Here is a 17,286-nt window from a genome sequence, read left to right as displayed (position 1 = left end):
TCAGCACTCATCGCTTTTTCAACTTAGGTTAACCATGCCAATTTTAGATTTTAAATTATTGTGAGGATAAACCAGGAGGTTATTTTCTGCAATTCTACTTAAATGTTAATTGGCTGGCTTGAGATTTGGGGTTTTGGGGGCTGGTGTAGTATTTTGTCCACCTACTTCCGAGTCTTCCACCATATAAATCGATTCGACTTGACGATTACTTTGGGGTAAAGCAACAAACCTGCCTTCATCAATTAAATATGTCACCTTCTCTGCCCGAATACTATTGCCGCCTTGCTGCAAAATATAGACGTTGCCACTAAAATCTATGCGGCGTTCTTTGCTAAAGTATTGTGCTTGAGCCGCCGTTGCTTGGATTTGCCGCGCTGGATACAACATCTGCACATTACCACGGGCGGTGATAATTTGGCTTTTAGCGTCATATTCTTGGATATCTGAGCGAATAGTTAAAGGGCGATTACCACCAGCAGACTGCGCGGTTGCTGTTTGTGTTTGGCTAGGAAAGGTAAATGCGCCTAAAAGTGCGGCTGGGAGTACCAAGGCTAGACCAAAGCGACGTAGGGGTGATGTTAGCGATTGATTGCAGGGCTTCATAGAAATTGGGGGTTCAGAATTTCTGATTTTATACTAATTATCTCAAGTACTTTCTCCAGCGATAACCTCTACAATCTGGAATAGCTTGGGATAAGTCATGGCTGGAAAACTGACGTTTGGCAGAAGGTTGAAGTTTCATGAAAATTTTCATCATGATCATATAAGTCTAATGCGGATTTCCCAAACAAGCGATCGCTCTCTGGATTTGGAATGTTATCATAGCTGAGGAACGTCTTCGCATTTCTATCAGTACCTGGAGAGGTGGCAGAGTGGTTGAATGCGGCGCACTCGAAATGCGTTAAGGATGTAAGTTCTTCGGGGGTTCAAATCCCCCCCTCTCCGTTCTTAAATAAAATCCCTCAAAAAATTAGGGTAGTAACAAATATCTTGTTGACTACCCTAAAGTTTATTTATCTGACTTAATTACTACACAAAATTACTTAACTTCATTAGCAGGAAATTTCGGAACTTTACCTTTTTTCACTGCGACCACAACATCAAAGGTAGAACAGTAAGAAAATGTAACGTTGTTAGCTTTGTTGTAAAGGTTAACAACTTGACCTGCACCACCAGGTTGAATTCCAATTGGTTCAAGGTCGCCAAAGAAAAAACGACGCAGTTGATCACCACTACCAGGTGTACCTTTATGCTTGGTGATCAAATCGATTTCTTGTTGAGGAGTCAAACCTAAAGCATCTTTGCCTTCAGCCGCAATTGCTTGAGTTTGTGAAGGGTTTACGCTTGGTAATGTAACATTAGCAACTGTCAACAACCCAGCTACGGCAACACCTGTTAGTAAAGAAGGGGCGAATTTCATTGGTTAATATTCCTTGTGTTTGAGATTTATAGCAGCTATCCAGAGCATCTCAGACACTACTGAACCTCATCTGAAACTTAGCCATAAATTGTCTGAGTTTATTCCTTGAGAAGATTCAGTTTAAACTCAGCATTTTCTCAGGTAAGTGTGATGTCCAAAAATCTTAGGTAATTTTTAACAGTGTTCCAGCCTGTTATCAGCTAAATATAAGCTAATATCTTTTAGTATTCTGGATGTTATAGGACTTATATTTGATTTATGAAAAAAATCAGTAAACTCAGGTCAGGCTTCTTTCCTACTCCCTACTCCCCATTCCCTACTCCCTGCCTATCGCGCTTGCGCTGCGCTTCTCTGCGAGACGCTTTGCGAACGCGCACCACACAACTAGATTCAGAAATCAAATCGGATTCCTAATATTTGTATTGCAACTATAAGTGGTATTGTTGTGACTAGCCTGAGAAGATGGCATCGTTTCATTGATAGAATTCCCAGTCAAGCCTATCTCTGGCTCGCAATCGTCATTTTCGGCGCATCTGGCGCAATTACGCGCAAATTAACAGAAATCGGCTCGCAAAACTTAATAAATGGCAGAAACCCGATTTCTTTATGTAATGTTTTGTTTGTCGGTAATATCTGCGCCTTATTGGTTCTGATGCTTATCTATAGGCAGCAGTGGAACAAAACAGCATTGAAGCAAATATCTGTGAAGAATTGGTTAGTGTTGTCGGTGGTTTCTATCCTATCAGGAGCTTTAGCCCCTGGGTTAATTTTTCAGGCATTGGCGCTCACCAATGTCAATAATGTGATTTTGGTTGGCAGACTAGAACCACCACTGGCTTTAGCTTTATCAATTTGGTTATTAAAAGAACGGGTAAATCTATGGGAAATTGTGGGTGCGATCGCGGCTTTTATTGGCGTGACACTAACTGTTATACTCCAGCCAACGGGAACTCATATAACTAATATGCCTGGGTTTCACTTGGGTACAGGCGAAATTCTAGCAGCAGTCGCAGCAGTCGCAGCCGCCATCGCTACCGTGATAGGGAAAAAATCTGTCTCCCACATTCCTTTAGGAATTTTTACAATTTATCGCACTGCTTTAGGTACTGTCGTATTTTTCTTTCTGGCTTTAAAGTTATACGGTCAACATCATTTTGTCGAAGTATTTTCGCCTTTTTTGTGGCGGTGGATGTTGCTTTATAGTGTGGTGATTGTAGTTTTAGGCCAGTCCCTGTGGTTTAAAGGTTTGAGAGCTTCTACTGTATCCGTAGCTTCTTTAGTTGGCTCATTTGCTCCCATTGCAGGCATTTTGGCGGCTTATTTTATCTTAGATGAAGTCCCAACTTTACCTCAATATATAGGTGGTAGTTTGATTGTCGTTGGCATATTTATTAGCCAACTGGGAGTGATGCGTCAAACTCGTAGAGTAACCACCGCCAATCAGGTAAATTCTACCGAGGTGCAACAAGTAGAAAGCGAAATGGGATTTAAAGGTATTTAATAACCAATCAATATACTTTTAATTTGGTATGAGGGGTTTGTTTCAAGCAGATGTAGGTTCTTGAGGTAACATTTCTGCATCTTCACCGACAACCGCCTTATCAGAATGATTCGATACAGCAAAGCCATCTCCAACATCTTTAATAAAACCAGCCACTGGTACGGCAATAATTAATCCTAAAACGCCACCAATGTAAGTTCCTACTAATAAAGAAATTAACACCCAAATAGGTCTTATCCCTGTGAAACTTCCTAATAAACGTGGAGCAATCACTTGGTCAATGAGTTGATCTATGATCAAAGCTACGGCTAACACTTTGACTGCTAACCAAAAATCATGGGTAGCGATAATTAAAGTAATTATAATCAAACTAAACACATCACCAAAGGGAATTAAGCTTAAAATTCCTACTCCTAAGCCAAAAAGTAATCCAAACTGGACTTGAAACAGCAAAAACATGAATGTTTGAGCAAGTCCCATCAATAAAGCTAATGTGCCTTGACCAATCAAGTAATTTTGAAAGTTTTGTTGGATTGATTTACCAATTTTTTGGGCAGAATCCCAAGGTAACTTCTTAAATATACCTTGCCACAATCTTGCCCCATCTAACAACAAGTAAAAACTTAAAACTACGGTAATTAATGCACCAGAAATGCTATCAATTGTGTCGATGATAATGCTTAACAGCTTATCTGAAAGATATTCCACTTCTTCGGGAATTTTATCAGTAATTTTGGTAAAAATCTGACTAAAATCTATGCGGCTTTTCTGGCTAAAGGCCCAATCATTTAAAACCTGTAATTTTGTCTCACTAGAATCAATCCATTGGGGTAGTAATTTCACCATTTCATTAAATTGCTGAGAAACTATGGGCAATAACGTAGTTGCAAAAGTTACTAATATCAACGTAGCTAAGACAAAAACTAGCGTAACTCCATAGTTGCGGTTTAATCCTTTCCTCTCTAGTAACGCAACAGGGTAATTTAAAATAAAAGCAAACAAAGATGCTAATACAAGAATAGTTACTAAAGGTTGAAAATATTGAAAAAACTTTAATAATAGCCATCCATTAAGAAATAATAGCGGAAACAAGAGTGTTAAAATTAGCCATTTTAGGAGGCGGTTAACTGATAAATTGATATTCATAATTATTCCTAATTAATTTGTCATGCTTAGTATCAACTTATCAAAAAATTGCTGACTTTATTTTTTTAGGGATGTATCTTAGCAAAAACTCACAGGGGCGCAATATATTTATTGCGCCCCTGTGAATTGCCTGAGCAATAAAAAGATTCAAAAGTAGCAGTTTTAACGCAGGCTGGCCAGTGGTATGCCTAACCAACCTGCAAAATTTTCTTTTTGTGTGTTATTGGGATTGTTAACCGGAACTACTTGATATTTACTTGGACGTGGTGCCGCCAGAGTCACAGAACAGGTACGTAGTTCATCTTGATGGAAAACGGTTACTTGAATTACGTCGTTTGCTTGGTAATCTTTTAAGCGATCGCTTAGTTGATGGGAAGTGACACGGATACCAGCGATCGCTAGTAACTCATCACCCGCATCAATTCCTGCCAATTGTGCAGGCGAACCAAATTCTACAAACTTGACAATTTCTCTGCCATTTTCGGTATTTAATCTCAATCCAAGGTAAGGTTCTTCTTCTTTATCGGCAATCACCTGTAAGCCAAAAGGTTCTAGATACTGATTAAACGGCAACTCGTCCGTGCCATTAATGTAGCGATTAAAGAAGTCCGTCAAATCCATCTCTGCGACAGATTCAATTACTTCCTGCAACTCTTCGGGTGTATAACCAATTTCCGATTTGCCAAATTTGCGCCACATCAACCGCATCACATCATCCAAAGAACGCTGATTTGCCGATCGCTCTCGAATCAGCAAATCTAGCAATAAAGACACCATTTCTCCCTTCAAATAGTAAGAAACTTGGGAATTATTGCTATTAGCATCTGGGCGATAAAGTTTAATCCAGGCATCAAAACTGGACTCAGCCAGTGATTGCACCTTCCGCCCTGGGGTAGTCAAAAATCGGGAAATTTCCTTACTCCAATTATGAAAATATGATTTGGCACCATAAATTCCTGCCCGTAGAGGAATCAGCAAATCATAGTAACTGGTTGTTCCTTCACAAAACCACAGAGACGAAGTGTAGCTTTCCCGGTCGTAATCAAACACCTCTAAAGCTTTTGGGCGAATCCGTTTTACATTCCACAAGTGAAAGAACTCGTGCGCCACCAATTGAATGAAGCGATCGTATTTATCTGGTGAATTAAAACCAAAACGCTGATAAATCAAAGAACAGCAGTTTTTATGTTCCAAGCCACCATAGGCTTGAGCAAACAAATGCAGCAGAAACACATATCTGTCGTAAGGCAACCCGCCAAACATCTGTGCTTCTACATGAATGATTTTTTGAATATCCGCAATTACTTGTTGTGCTTGGTAATTACCCTGTCCCCAAATCGCCAATTCGTGAGGTTTTCCCAAAACCTCAAAGCGGTATAACTTATGATCACCAATTTCAAAGGGAGTATCGACAAGAGTATCAAAATCGGCTGCGTAAAAAGTGAATGACTGTTCATCAACTGAAGGTAAGGCTGTCGTCACTCGCCATTCGGGATGCGGCGGTACAATCGTTACTTGAATTGGCAACGTTTCATAGCCCCGGACTCTAAAAAACAGGGCTGCACCGTTAAAATAACCGTGGGTACCATCCAAATGGTTTGTCCGTACCGATAGCTCATTGGCAAATATACGGTAACGTACAGTTAATTCCGAAATACCGTTTGTGTTGATCTGCCAGTGGTTTTTGTTGATTTTACGCCAAGGTAAAGGTTGCTCTCCACTAAAAGCGGCAAAATCTTGGAGATTCTTGGCGTATTCCCGCACGAGGTAAGAACCTGGTGTCCAGACGGGCATTTTCAAATCCAGGGTTGGGGATGAGTGATTAACCAGCTGCAAGCTCACTTCAAACAGATGGGTTTCTGGTTGGGGCATTGCGACCAGGTAATGAATCGTCGGTACGGTTTCCTTAACGCCAATTTCGAGACGAGGTGCTGTTGCTTCAGTCATTTGTAGTAGTAGACAGGAGTGATAAGTTATGAGTTTATAGTTATTAGTCAATAATTAATAGTCAATGGAGGGACTTTGTAAAGAACGAGGAATCAAGCAGTGTGAAAGCACGATTTGGAAAAAATTTACAATTAATTAATATTTTATAATTAATATCAAAGCTTCCAGTCTTTTTATCCATAATTAATTAATTTTTCCCACCAAGCATCTGTTTCCAGCATTTTTGATGCTTGGGCGTTTTTCATCAAAAATAGTCAGTAGAGCTGATTTCAAAGCTGGTCACTCAACTCTTTATGCTCCACACCATTGCCAAAATTTACGTTTGTGGCTGCTACCGTTTCTTTTTTTCAAGACTTCCTAACACCAGCATCAGTCGTTAGTCCCAAAGTTCCTCAGTCTCGGACTTGGATAGCTAATGTAAATCAGTTGTCGTAGCAGTTGAATTTCTTTGAATCCACATTCAACCCAGAATTAGACTTTCCCTGCCAAATTCATCAGTTGCTTGAAGTTAACCAAGTAAATGATGTTATTAGCATTATCGATTGTGATCCATCCTTTTTCATGCAGTTTTTCCATGATTTTGGTGGTTTCCTCAACTCCGATTTCTGTCACTTCCGCCAAATCTTTAAAGGGAATATTAAAAATTTCTTTACCACGTTCGGAGTCTTGTCCATAACTTTCACCCAAACTAACTAAGGTATGAGCCAGTTTGACGGCTGGTGGTGAAGAGCGAATTTGTAAACGTTGGTTAAATTGTCGGATTCTTCGCACCATCAGTTGCAGCATCCGATGGTGTAATTGTGGATCTTTAAACAAGATTTGAATAAAACGCTCTCTAGAAATACTCAGTAATTTTACAGGTGAAAGGGCAATTACATCAGTAGAACGTGGAGATTCATCTAAAATCGCCATTTCGCCAAAAAAATCACCCCGACCTAAAATCGCTATAGCCACAGAATCTTCGCCAGAGGTACGGCGGACTTTTACCCAGCCGGATACCACAAAGTAAACGGCGTTACCCCAGGCATCTTCCATCAATACGGCTCGTCCTACGGGATATTCGTGATCAACGGCAACATTGAGCAGCCATTCTAAAGTTTGTGGGTTGGCTGTACTCAGCAAGGGGAAAAGTTCACTAAAAACCTCAGTCTGCATGAAATATCTGTAAAAAATGAATTCAATAATGGAAAATTTAGTTGACTGCTATAAGTTTTAAACCTGTTACCATAGTATTAATACATATTTAAAATGTAATAATTAAGACTAACAAGCTATGGTTTTTCGGTCTAATGTTCCCTTACAACATAGCAATTATGTCAGGGATCGAAATCAGAGGTTTTACTGACCCAATTGTGATTTATTATTTGCTCATTGAATCGCTATTTGCTGTGAGTATTTTGACTTGTTGGTCTAAATTTTCCACAATGCGATTTAAATTATCTAAAGCATCTGCTTGCTCTGATGTGAGGCTAGAGTTAAGTATGAGCCGTTGATGCAGTTCTTGTAATTTATAGCTCAGTTGTTGAGAAATACCCAAAACATCACGGCTGAGACGACCTAATTGTTGTTGTTGATAAAACTTTAAAGCGGCTCCCCGCAGTACTTGTAGTGTGGCTTCTTCACCGTAAATCCCTGGCATGACTCGCAGGCGTAATAACAAACGGTTTTGTTGATATAAACATTCTTTTTCTATTTGTTTTGGTTCTGTAATTGTGGCTATAGGTAAACCGGCAAATCGCTTTAATTCATTCAGTACGCCTTGAAACACTGACAGGGGTAAATTATCCAGTACTGACTGGACAACACCGTTATCACTCCAGAGTATCCTACCTTGATAGGGTTGTCTTTCTAAATACAAGCGACCAATGCCACCACCCAAAACTCGACCGAGTAATTCTTCTAGTAGTTTTTTGGGTGGGAGTAGTGCCAGCACTTCCACCGGAGTGGATAGTTCTGGGGTAGGCACTGGCAGGATGGTTAAATTTGTTGCCAGGGATGCTTCGGTGATTTCTGCTTTAAGCTTTTGAGCTAAGGCTGAAAGGTTGGGTTCTGGAATATTTTTAGGAGTTTCCATGTTTTCCACCATTGATGTTGGTGGTTGCTGTTGAGATGATTTGAAATCAGCTTGATTTAAGGTGGGGATATTGGAGCTAAAGGTATTTTTATAGTTGAGGTAGGCTGAGAGGATGTGGCGGTGGCTGTCGCTGGCAATTTCATGAGCCACCATTGTGCAGTTGATATAAGCGAGGATGCGATTTACGTAATCAAGGGCGCTACTGTCTTGCGGATGCACCATCCCCAGGAGTAATTTGTTACCTTCTAGTCGAAAGGGCAGAATTTGGTGGTACAAGCAAGCTTCAAAGGACAAGAGATGATCAATTAGCTGAAATATTTGTTGGCGATCGCTTTCTTGCTCTAAGTTGATCGGTATATTCGATAGTACCTGCTGCTCACTGGCTTCGGTATCATTTGATTTGTCCTCTGAAGACAACATAGGTTTAATTATTTACAGTTTCCTTATATTTTATTTTGCTCTAAGCTAGTTGGCAGTAAATAAAGATACTTTGTGTTCTTGGTAAAAATTAAATTAATCTCAGTAAGATAATGCCAGGTTCGATAGGTATAAATTTTTCTGTACTAGTTAGTCTTGGTTGCTTTTAGGGAGCAGGGAAAGGCTTTCCGCAAAGTCCTTAATGAATTCATGGCTAGGAATTGCGGTGGCTACTTATGCTTCTGATTCTTCGGTTCTCAAGGATTGGGCGGTGAGATAAATTTTTGTCCATTCTCCCATTGCTTGATGAGTTTTCAGACTTAACTGTTGGGCGATCGCTTCTAGGGAATGACCTGCTTTGCGTAAATCTAGCACTTTCTGACCCAATGGCGTTAATTTCTGATAAAGTTGCTGCCATTGGTTAGGTGTCAGTCCTAAATTATGTTCTTCTAAGGAAATGGATAGCCAGCTATTGACCAGTTCTGGTTTACCTTTGAGGGCAAAAACTCTGACTGCATGGTAGCTGATTTTCTCCCGCAGACGATAGATTTCTCGAATGGGTTTTTGCAGTTGTTTGGCAATTTCGTCTTGAGATTTGCCTTGGAGATATAGCCGCAACCAATCTACTGCGTCTTGTCCGAGATTTTCTTGTAAGTAGTCGGCAAATTCTGTTTGCACGGACTGGCGCAGTGCTTGTTGTTCTTCTAGTTGTTGGGCTTCTTGATATTCGGCGATCGCTTGATTATCTACTAAGTTGACGCGATTATCACTGTCATCGGTGAGAATTTCTTCGGAAACCAGTCGCACCATATCGCTACCTGGTACTTGAGTTAAGCCACCGCGCTGAGTCCGACGCAAGTAATTGACAAATCTGTAAACTAGTAGCGGTTGATTGCGGACTGGCCGCAAGGCATACTCTTCAATGCTGGCAAATAGTAATGTATCTTGCAGTCTTCTGTCGGTGGTAAATTCGGCAATGCAGGCCATTTGTTGCTGCATATAATTATCGCTTTGCAGCAGTTCTTGAATCACTTCTTGTAAAACATCCATAACACTGCGCTGGCGATCGCGGCTGAGTGCTACCCAAGTTTGAATTTTATGGCGTAAGCTGACTAAACTCCCCAAGCGAGTAATTAAGTTACGATAAGCTCGTTCTCTACCAAGACCCAAGTAGCGTTGATGTAAAATTTTCCAGCGATATTCCATTGCTTGTTTAGCAATTTCTAGTTGTTTGGGGTCTAATAGTTCAAATCTGTTTAAGTCTTTGCCCAAAAGCCACAAAACAATACTCTCTCTCACAGATGTACTTTGTTCTGGAATTTCTACAGCTAGGCGTTTATGCCAATACTGGGCCAGTTTGTCTGCATCTGTTGCCATAGTGAGATTGTTTTCCTCAAAACCTTGCCTTAAAGTTTGCATCACAACCCCCGTTGATCGTCACTCACTCTTAACATCTTGGCTGGCAGTTGTCCATGAATCGGTCGCTTTCATGAAGACATTTCAGCGATTCTATTTTTATTTACGTTTTTATTCTCAAACTTTATGCAGAAGTTTTCAGATTAATTTGTGATTTTTATTCTCTGCACAATAAAAAATTTTGTAGTTAGCAATTTTTTCCATATTTCACAATTTTCAATTTTTGTCAACTTATCATTAAAATACCTAAAAAGCTAACTAATCCTAAATCAATCTGATCAGGACAAACTAGGATTAAAGGGCTTCAGTTAGTAAAAACGAGAAAGTCTACACTACTGCTCAAGAACTAGTGAGATTTCTCGAAATTCCAGACGTTAGCTTGAGTGGATAAGTTTCACGTCATCAAGTCTTTATTTCGTGTTTTAGGAAATATGTAATTTTTCTTATCAATTTCTACTAACTTGTCTATGGCGATCATATCTAAAAGCCATAGTTTACAGTTCACTCCTTAATTTCTATCGGTAGAGGAAGTTGTGTGAAAGATTGCGGCGATCGCTAACACTACAATTTTCTTAAAATCTCATGCTGTGGGTAAAGCAATTTTTTTTAATTATACGCAAAACTGACAACCAGTCCTCGAAGTAATTTGTTTCTTTTAAGAGTTAGTTGCCCAGGAGAGTAATGCTTGTGACAAATGGAATAAAATTGAAACAGCATACTTAGCAAAAAGTCAATAGTCTAGTCGCAATTATTAATCATTGATTAGCAATTGGACTGGGGACTTTTGACTTTAGCTGTGGGATGAACCTGCTAATTTTATCTGCCGTTACCAGACCTGATGATCGGATTTTCTACAGAGTCACGATACTGCTGTACTTCTGCGGTGTAAGCAATTGGTAAAACAGCCTCAACGTTTTCATGAGGACGAGGGATAATGACCCAAGATTCTAATGTGCCTCCATAAACATTTTCTGCTGCTTCCACACCGGCAGCCATCGCGGTTTTCACTTCCGAAACATCTCCCCGAATATTCACCGTAAAGCGTGCGCTACCAACTCGGATATAACCAACGAGGGTAACTCGTCCTGCTTTTACCATTGCGTCTGCTGCGGCTAACACAGCAGGAAAACCCTTTGTTTCCAGCGAACCAACTGCCTGTAGTGACATTCTTCATCTCCTGATATAGATAAACGTATGTATCGCTGCAAAATTAATTGTAGGCAGCTTTGTTACAAATTTTAATGGCGAAACTGTTTAGAAGATCCGGAAAGGCTCAGATTTCTGGGTGAAGTGGATGGGCAGAACTGTTTCCACATTTTCCGGGGGATTAGGAACTATATAATGGGTGATTACTGTTTCTGCCTTTACCTGCTCCCCAGCGTTTATACCTTGTTCAACAGCTCTGTTGACTTCAGCAACTTGTCCTCGGACAGCAACAACAAAGCGACCACTTTCCGCTAGTCCATAATATACCAGCGTGACTGCGGCAGATTTCACCATTGCATCTGCTGCGGCTAACACAGATGGAAAACCTAAAGTTTCAATTACGCCAACAGCCATTGGCATGGCATTAGCTCCTGAGACAATAAATAGAGTGATCTTTATTTTACGCGGGGTTGGCTCCAATGGTGACATTCAGGAGTGTTTTTTTTCGGTACACTGAGTCATTAGCTAACAAATCAGCACAATTTTGGTGATGGGGTGCTGTAAACTATAATTTATGTTTCCTAGCTTTTTACCAGCCGCAGTTAGGCAATTAACTGAACCAAACTCGATCGCCCTAGCTTGTAGTATCCAAAGTCAAGCGATCGCTACTCCTTTATCTGCCGAACCAATCACCACCACTTATGTGAAACAAGGCAGTGGTGGCACACCAATTTTACTCATCCACGGTTTTGATAGTTCTGTATTAGAATTTCGCCGACTACTACCACTACTGGCAGAAAATAATCAAACCTGGGCAGTGGATTTACTCGGTTTTGGCTTTACCGACAGACTCCAAGACATAGCATTTAGTCCCGTCGCCATTAAAACCCATCTATATTATTTCTGGAAAACCTTAATTAAAGAGCCTGTAATTTTGGTGGGTGCATCGATGGGAGGTGCAGCCGCCATTGACTTTACCCTCACCTATCCAGAAGTCGTCAAAAAACTGGTGTTGATTGATAGTGCTGGGTTAAAAGCAGGTTCACCTTTAGCAAAATTCATGTTTCCGCCCTTGGATAATTGGGCGACAGAATTTTTGCGTAATCCCAAAGTCCGCGATCGCATTTCTCGCACTGCTTATAAAAACCCCAATCTAGTAACTCTAGATGCTACATATTGTGGCGGACTGCATCTAGAAATGCCGAGTTGGCATCTAGCTTTAATTGCTTTTACCAAAAGTGGTGGTTACAGTGCTTTTAGATTTAAGCAACTAGGACAAATTCTGCAACCTACATTAATTCTCTGGGGCGACTCAGACAAAATCTTAGGCACTACAGATGCAAAAAGATTCAAACGTGCCATTCCCCATAGTAAACTCATTTGGATTCAAGACTCAGGTCATATTCCCCATCTAGAACAACCACAAGTTACTGCCCAGCATATTCTCGAATTTCGAGATGAATCATAAAAATTACAGAGGCTATAGCGGTTCTTACTTGCTTGTAATACAGTCGGAACCCCACCCCGCATTTGCTAACGCAAACGCTCCCCTCCCCGCGTGCGGAGAGAAGTTGCGTGCGGGGGTTCCCCCCGTTGAGCAAACTTCGGGGGAGGGGTTGGGGGCTGACAGGTGTAGGTTTTTTACGTTATGCCCCAAAAACCTTGATTTAGGGTGTAGGGGTGTAAGGGTGTTAGGGGGGTGGAACTCTGATTAAATCGTGATTTTTAGAGTCGCTACTCATCACTCTGTTAAAAACCTACACTTGTGAGGGGGTTGGGGGTGGGGTTGAAATGTATCTCATCCAACCGAGAATCGCTATAGTACAGGTCGGCGGAAATATGATTAGCATTTCGCTCCCCCCTAACCTAGGCTAGGGGGGAGCGAAGTACTACCAGGCAACTTTATCAGAGTTGTGTGTACACCCCGGACTTGCGGGGTGGAGTCGAAGCAGCTGCTAGGACTATATTTGATTATTGTTTAGCAGGAGCCACGACAGCTTTGTTAACTACGCTCTTCACACCTTTGATTTCTTGTGCTAGAGGCTGAATTTTATTCAGTTGATCCTGATTTTTGACAGTACCATTCACAGTGACTGTACCTTTTTCATCAGCAGCAACTGTAAGCTGACCATCAGGAATGTTGGCTTCTAATTTAGAACGTACTTCACTGGCTAAGTCGCCTGTTGCTCTTTGGGTATCGCCACCAGTAGCATTGTTGCGTTGTTCTCGCGCCCGGATATCTTCATTAAGTTGTCGGCGGCGCAGTTCACTTTGAGCGTCTTCTTTTGCTTCTTGAGTTGTTTGTGCAGCTGGGAAAGCAGGATTTTGATTTACTGTGTCGGGTGCTGATTCGCTGGTGCGAGAAGGATTTTGACAAGCAACAGCACCAAGAAGTAATAAGCTACTAACAAAAAAGGGCGCTAGTTTTTTCATTGGTTTAATGATCAATAGATTGACAATGAAGGGTTTTTTGTTTTAGTTAAAGTAGGTCGTCTCGGCGATCAACGATGGTGACAGTGGGATCTACACGATCGCCTGTTACTGGATAATTAGCGCGACCAGTTTCAATCACTGGGGTTTCTTGATGTCTTGTCCAATCCCCACCGCGACGGGATTCGGTATCAACATCAGTCGCATCAAAAATGTCAAAGTCTTCAATCCCGCGACGTTGCAGAATAGTTTGGGCGTGTTGAATTTCTGTGTCTGTACCATCGACCATGACTAAGTAATCGCCGCGTTGAAAGCGATCGCTATAAATTCTTGCTCTGTCTTCGGGAATCCCTAATCCCACTAATGCACCAACCAAACCACCAGCAGCTGCACCAATCGCCCCACCAGCTACAGTTGTGGCTAAAGCGGTTGCTAATGCACCACCAGCAATCACAGGCCCAATTCCGGGAATGGCTAATGCACCCAATCCAACTAATAAGCCGCCTAAACCACCCAATGCACCACCTGTAGCGGCTCCGGCTTTCGCACCTTCATCAGCTTTGTTACCGACACCAGCCACACCATGACCATTTGTGTCTTTAGCAATTAGTGAAACGCGATTCATGGGGAAACCAGCATCTCTCAGTTCATTGAGTGCGGCTTCTGCATCATGGCGGTGGGAAAATACACCTATGGCGCGGCGGTTTTGGTGTAAGGGTGTTGTGGCGTGGCTGTGGGGGTCAAAAATTTGCCAATGTTGAATTCTATGGCGGTTGAGAATCGCCGCCGCCCGATGAATTTCGTCATCTGTACCACTGACTGCAACGATGTAATCGCCGTGATTGATGCGCTCGTTATAAAAGCGGGTGCGGTCATCTGGTAATCCATAGCGTACAGCATCCAGGCGATCGCTATAATTCACTTCTTTTAAAGCTGTTTGATTGATTGACTCCCGATGAATCAAGGAAATTTGGCTCAGAGGAAAGCCAGCCACCCGTAAATCATTAATTGCGGCTTCCGCATCTTGACGCAGACTAAAGTAACCTAAAGCATGTTTGACATAACTTGTTGTGGGATCAACTTCATGAGCATGGGGATGATTGTAAATGCCATACTCTTCAATTCCCCGACGATGTAAAATGGCTTCAGCTCTGGCAATTTCATCATCTGTACCATCGACGATGACCAAATAACCACCGCTTTGGACACGTTCGTTATAAACTCTAGCCCGTTCTTCGGGGATTCCCAAACCAATCAAAGCGCCAATTAAACTACCAGCTACTGCGCCAATACCAGCCCCAGCAATAGTAGTGGCGATCGCTGTTGCAGTTGCACCCGCCAACATAATCGGCCCAATTCCAGGGATGGCTAAAGTTCCCAGCCCAACTAATAAGCCTGTTAAACCGCCTAAAGCGCCGCCTGTAGCTGCACCCACCGCCGCACCTTCGTCAGATTTATCGCCCACGCGATCGCTGACTTGCGTACCAGCAATCTCATCTTTACCATCAGCATCTCTCGCAATCACAGAGACTCTATCCATCGGAAAGCCAGAATTTCTCAATTCATGTAATGCTTCTTCAGCATCCCTGCGATTAGAAAATACACCTATAGAGCGTCTCCGTACACCAGCAACCATTCTCACTTCTCCTAATTAATTAAAATCTTGTGATCACAAATTTATTGAGTTCAATAATCCTATTACTATCCTTTTTCGCCATAATTTCCCTCAATCTCGCGGCGTAATTATCTTCTCTATCAACAGATATACGTACGTAGATAATGAATCCAGAAAATTTATTTTTTAAATAAAAAATGGCACCAATAACACACTTTTTACCTAAATAAATATCCCCGATTTATTAAATAAATCGGGGATGTGATGTAGCAAAAATATTTATGATTATTTTATTAGCAACCATAGGACTAATATTCAACTTCTAAAAACAATTAGTTAATTTAGACAAGACTTCTTCCCTACTTTCTTGGCACACCAGTAAATTCGGGAATAAAACCGTATTCCTATAGTTAAGTATAAGAAATAAATTAAACCTAAATTGAAATGAACGGGTTTCGACACTTCGACAGGCTCAGTGCATCGCTCCGCTCAACCCTCTTTTATTAGGTCTATTGAGCATTGAGCGACTCGCCCTGAGCGTAGCCGAAGGGAGTCGAAATGCGTCTTCTAAATAATTGTGTCCACCTAAAAGCAATAGCTCAACAAAACTAATTAAAGAACTGTACCGCGTGTAGATTCGGTCTCAATTGGTTTAATTAGATATAGCTGTAACATGTGCCAAAAAATAGCAACAATTGGCGGAATTTGTTGGAATAATTTCACTATGCCAGGCTGATTACTGTTTTTAATTGCCGCAATTTTCAAGTTATTTTCTGAACACTGTTCTAAGCGCCAGAAAAATAACGGGTGATTTGTATTCAAGATGAGGGGAAATGCGCGTGCAGAAGTGTTATTTGTCTCTTGAATAACTCTGTTGTTGTATTTACGAGGATGAATCCCAATCACTTCGTAAAATGATGCGCGTTCAAATACAGTCATTGTATGGGTAGCAAACACAGTCAGCAAAAAGAATCGCACCCACAATTTTGCTGTCCAACTTTTCCAGAGTTTAGTTTGCGATCGCAACAATGCTTTAAAGAAATCTCCGTGGCGATTTTCGTCTTGACACCAACTCTCAAACTTGCGGAACAACGGATAAAACTGATATTCTGGATGCTCTTGCATGTGCTGATGCACTAAAATATATCGCCAATAACCAATTTTCTCCGATAGGTAAACTGTGTAAATAATCCACTCTGGCGGGAAAAAGGTATATGTGCGGTTTTTGGTTAAAAAGTTTAAATCTAATGACAGGTTCAAATCTGCCATTGATTTATTCAAAAACCCTGCATGACGAGCCTCATCCCGCGCCAAATATTCAAACGCTTGAGATAGCAACGGGTTATTTTTTTTCAGACGACGTGATAATTCTTTAAATAAAAGAAATCCAGAAAACTCCGAAGTACAAGAACGTTCTAAAAAGTCAATAAAGGCGCGGCGTTTTTCTCCTGTAATGTGATCCCATGACTGCTTAAACTCATCATCACGCACAAAGTGATGGCGGTTGTAATCAGCCCGCAATTCATCAATCACAGCCTTGATTTCAGCCTCATTAGCCGATATATCCAATTTCGCCACTGCATCAAAGTCTGTAGTGTAAAACCTGGGTGTTAATAAAGTTTCTGCAACAGGCGCTTTAATACCCGGCTTTAGCAATTGCGGCTCTGGGGTTGCAACTGAATCGACCATGAGACTCCTTTACATTATTTTATCTTTTAATAGTTATATAAGCATAAAATGTTGTAAATCCGCATCAGTTGAATTATGGAAAAGCAAATATCACGAGATAACCTTAATGCTCAGGTTTCTCAGGGTTGTAGCTGTGGTTTTGCGGCTAATTTCCCCGCTTTTAAGAGAAGTAGCAATGCAACATCGCTAAATTTGTCTAAATATTGGGGAATATAAAGAAATATTAATAGCTGTATAGTTATACAAGTATTGATAGTTAAATGATTTTGGGAGAGCAAAAATCTCTCAGAATAGTATCGGCAATGGTAGTTGCTGGTTGAAGTGATAGTGATGCCGATACTTTTCCCCTCTACATCTAGAATAACAATCCTTCATCTCTGACGTAAATTCTTTTAAAAGTGCTGAGTTTTGAGTGCTGAGTGTTGTTCACTGAGCGAAGTCGAAGTGTGAGTGCTGAGTAATTAAAACCAGCCCCTAATCCCTAA

At 41.1% G+C, this 17,286-nt stretch carries 14 protein-coding genes and 1 tRNA gene; 3 read left to right on the top strand and 12 right to left on the bottom strand.

The features are described 5' to 3' along the window. Positions 1 to 105: 105 nt before the first annotated feature. Complete coding sequence (locus tag H6G79_RS03655) at positions 106 to 603, bottom strand: LptA/OstA family protein (protein ID WP_190589806.1); 498 nt, start codon at positions 601 to 603, stop codon at positions 106 to 108. Between the two features lie 255 nt (positions 604 to 858). Here H6G79_RS03655 and H6G79_RS03650 point away from each other — a divergent pair. Continuing rightward, a tRNA-Ser gene (locus H6G79_RS03650) sits at positions 859 to 945 on the top strand. Between the two features lie 94 nt (positions 946 to 1,039). Here H6G79_RS03650 and H6G79_RS03645 read toward each other — a convergent pair. Further along, the gene (locus H6G79_RS03645; RefSeq protein ID WP_190589807.1) at positions 1,040 to 1,420 is read right to left on the bottom strand and encodes a hypothetical protein; all 381 of its coding nucleotides are present in this window, start codon (positions 1,418 to 1,420) and stop codon (positions 1,040 to 1,042) included. 445 nt (positions 1,421 to 1,865) lie between these two features. On the opposite strand from H6G79_RS03645, the gene H6G79_RS03640 reads away from it, so the two are divergent. Then, positions 1,866 to 2,921 carry a DMT family transporter gene (locus tag H6G79_RS03640; RefSeq protein WP_190589808.1) on the top strand — a complete coding sequence of 352 codons (1,056 nt, stop codon included), beginning with the start codon at positions 1,866 to 1,868 and terminating at the stop codon, positions 2,919 to 2,921. Between the two features lie 42 nt (positions 2,922 to 2,963). Here H6G79_RS03640 and H6G79_RS03635 read toward each other — a convergent pair whose 3' ends face one another. The 7 genes from H6G79_RS03635 to H6G79_RS03605 all read right to left on the bottom strand — a co-directional run bounded on the left by H6G79_RS03635 (position 2,964) and on the right by H6G79_RS03605 (position 11,487). Beyond that, positions 2,964 to 4,061, bottom strand: a complete 1,098-nt coding sequence (locus H6G79_RS03635; RefSeq protein WP_190589888.1) for an AI-2E family transporter — start codon at positions 4,059 to 4,061, stop codon at positions 2,964 to 2,966. A 168-nt stretch (positions 4,062 to 4,229) separates the two neighbouring features. Further along, on the bottom strand, positions 4,230 to 6,014 hold the full coding sequence (locus H6G79_RS03630) for a M61 family metallopeptidase (RefSeq protein WP_190589809.1): 1,785 nt from the start codon (positions 6,012 to 6,014) through the stop codon (positions 4,230 to 4,232). 471 nt (positions 6,015 to 6,485) lie between these two features. Then, entirely contained in the window at positions 6,486 to 7,169 is a 684-nt protein-coding gene (locus H6G79_RS03625) for a Crp/Fnr family transcriptional regulator (protein ID WP_190589810.1), read from the bottom strand. Between the two features lie 205 nt (positions 7,170 to 7,374). Next, on the bottom strand, positions 7,375 to 8,508 hold the full coding sequence (locus H6G79_RS03620; RefSeq protein WP_190589811.1) for a pilus assembly protein PilB: 1,134 nt from the start codon (positions 8,506 to 8,508) through the stop codon (positions 7,375 to 7,377). Positions 8,509 to 8,739: 231 nt separating this feature from the next. Next, positions 8,740 to 9,924: a HetZ-related protein 2 gene (locus H6G79_RS03615; protein ID WP_190589812.1), complete on the bottom strand. Its 1,185-nt coding sequence runs from the start codon at positions 9,922 to 9,924 to the stop codon at positions 8,740 to 8,742. Between the two features lie 813 nt (positions 9,925 to 10,737). Further along, on the bottom strand, positions 10,738 to 11,088 hold the full coding sequence (locus H6G79_RS03610) for a carbon dioxide-concentrating mechanism protein CcmK (RefSeq protein ID WP_190589813.1): 351 nt from the start codon (positions 11,086 to 11,088) through the stop codon (positions 10,738 to 10,740). Positions 11,089 to 11,175: 87 nt separating this feature from the next. Beyond that, the gene (locus H6G79_RS03605) at positions 11,176 to 11,487 is read right to left on the bottom strand and encodes a carbon dioxide-concentrating mechanism protein CcmK (protein WP_062287987.1); all 312 of its coding nucleotides are present in this window, start codon (positions 11,485 to 11,487) and stop codon (positions 11,176 to 11,178) included. A gap of 154 nt (positions 11,488 to 11,641) precedes the next feature. On the opposite strand from H6G79_RS03605, the gene H6G79_RS03600 reads away from it, so the two are divergent. Continuing rightward, positions 11,642 to 12,535, top strand: a complete 894-nt coding sequence (locus H6G79_RS03600) for an alpha/beta fold hydrolase (RefSeq protein WP_190589814.1) — start codon at positions 11,642 to 11,644, stop codon at positions 12,533 to 12,535. 503 nt (positions 12,536 to 13,038) lie between these two features. On the opposite strand, the gene H6G79_RS03595 is transcribed toward H6G79_RS03600, so the two are convergent. The 3 genes from H6G79_RS03595 to acsF form a co-directional block, all read right to left on the bottom strand. Continuing rightward, complete coding sequence (locus H6G79_RS03595; protein WP_190589815.1) at positions 13,039 to 13,500, bottom strand: BON domain-containing protein; 462 nt, start codon at positions 13,498 to 13,500, stop codon at positions 13,039 to 13,041. 46 nt (positions 13,501 to 13,546) lie between these two features. After that, the gene (locus H6G79_RS03590) at positions 13,547 to 15,133 is read right to left on the bottom strand and encodes a general stress protein (protein ID WP_190589816.1); all 1,587 of its coding nucleotides are present in this window, start codon (positions 15,131 to 15,133) and stop codon (positions 13,547 to 13,549) included. A 591-nt stretch (positions 15,134 to 15,724) separates the two neighbouring features. Further along, positions 15,725 to 16,801 (bottom strand): magnesium-protoporphyrin IX monomethyl ester (oxidative) cyclase, encoded by a 1,077-nt coding sequence (acsF, locus tag H6G79_RS03585; RefSeq protein ID WP_190589817.1) that lies wholly within the window; start codon positions 16,799 to 16,801, stop codon positions 15,725 to 15,727. Positions 16,802 to 17,286: the final 485 nt, after the last annotated feature.

The organism is Anabaena sp. FACHB-83, from assembly GCF_014697485.1.
Classification (GTDB): domain Bacteria; phylum Cyanobacteriota; class Cyanobacteriia; order Cyanobacteriales; family Nostocaceae; genus Nostoc_B.
The sequence above is the reverse complement of the archived record's forward strand: the minus strand, read 5'-3'. Positions and strand labels throughout refer to the sequence as shown.

Coding starts and splice junctions, on each gene's coding strand:
- H6G79_RS03615 (WP_190589812.1), bottom strand. CDS start 9,924: ATGCAAACTTTAAGGCAAGGTTTTGAGGAAAACAATCTCACTATGGCA.
- H6G79_RS03605 (WP_062287987.1), bottom strand. CDS start 11,487: ATGCCAATGGCTGTTGGCGTAATTGAAACTTTAGGTTTTCCATCTGTG.
- H6G79_RS03625 (WP_190589810.1), bottom strand. CDS start 7,169: ATGCAGACTGAGGTTTTTAGTGAACTTTTCCCCTTGCTGAGTACAGCC.
- H6G79_RS03590 (WP_190589816.1), bottom strand. CDS start 15,133: ATGGTTGCTGGTGTACGGAGACGCTCTATAGGTGTATTTTCTAATCGC.
- H6G79_RS03630 (WP_190589809.1), bottom strand. CDS start 6,014: ATGACTGAAGCAACAGCACCTCGTCTCGAAATTGGCGTTAAGGAAACC.
- acsF (WP_190589817.1), bottom strand. CDS start 16,801: ATGGTCGATTCAGTTGCAACCCCAGAGCCGCAATTGCTAAAGCCGGGT.
- H6G79_RS03620 (WP_190589811.1), bottom strand. CDS start 8,508: ATGTTGTCTTCAGAGGACAAATCAAATGATACCGAAGCCAGTGAGCAG.
- H6G79_RS03595 (WP_190589815.1), bottom strand. CDS start 13,500: ATGAAAAAACTAGCGCCCTTTTTTGTTAGTAGCTTATTACTTCTTGGT.
- H6G79_RS03600 (WP_190589814.1), top strand. CDS start 11,642: ATGTTTCCTAGCTTTTTACCAGCCGCAGTTAGGCAATTAACTGAACCA.
- H6G79_RS03645 (WP_190589807.1), bottom strand. CDS start 1,420: ATGAAATTCGCCCCTTCTTTACTAACAGGTGTTGCCGTAGCTGGGTTG.
- H6G79_RS03610 (WP_190589813.1), bottom strand. CDS start 11,088: ATGTCACTACAGGCAGTTGGTTCGCTGGAAACAAAGGGTTTTCCTGCT.
- H6G79_RS03655 (WP_190589806.1), bottom strand. CDS start 603: ATGAAGCCCTGCAATCAATCGCTAACATCACCCCTACGTCGCTTTGGT.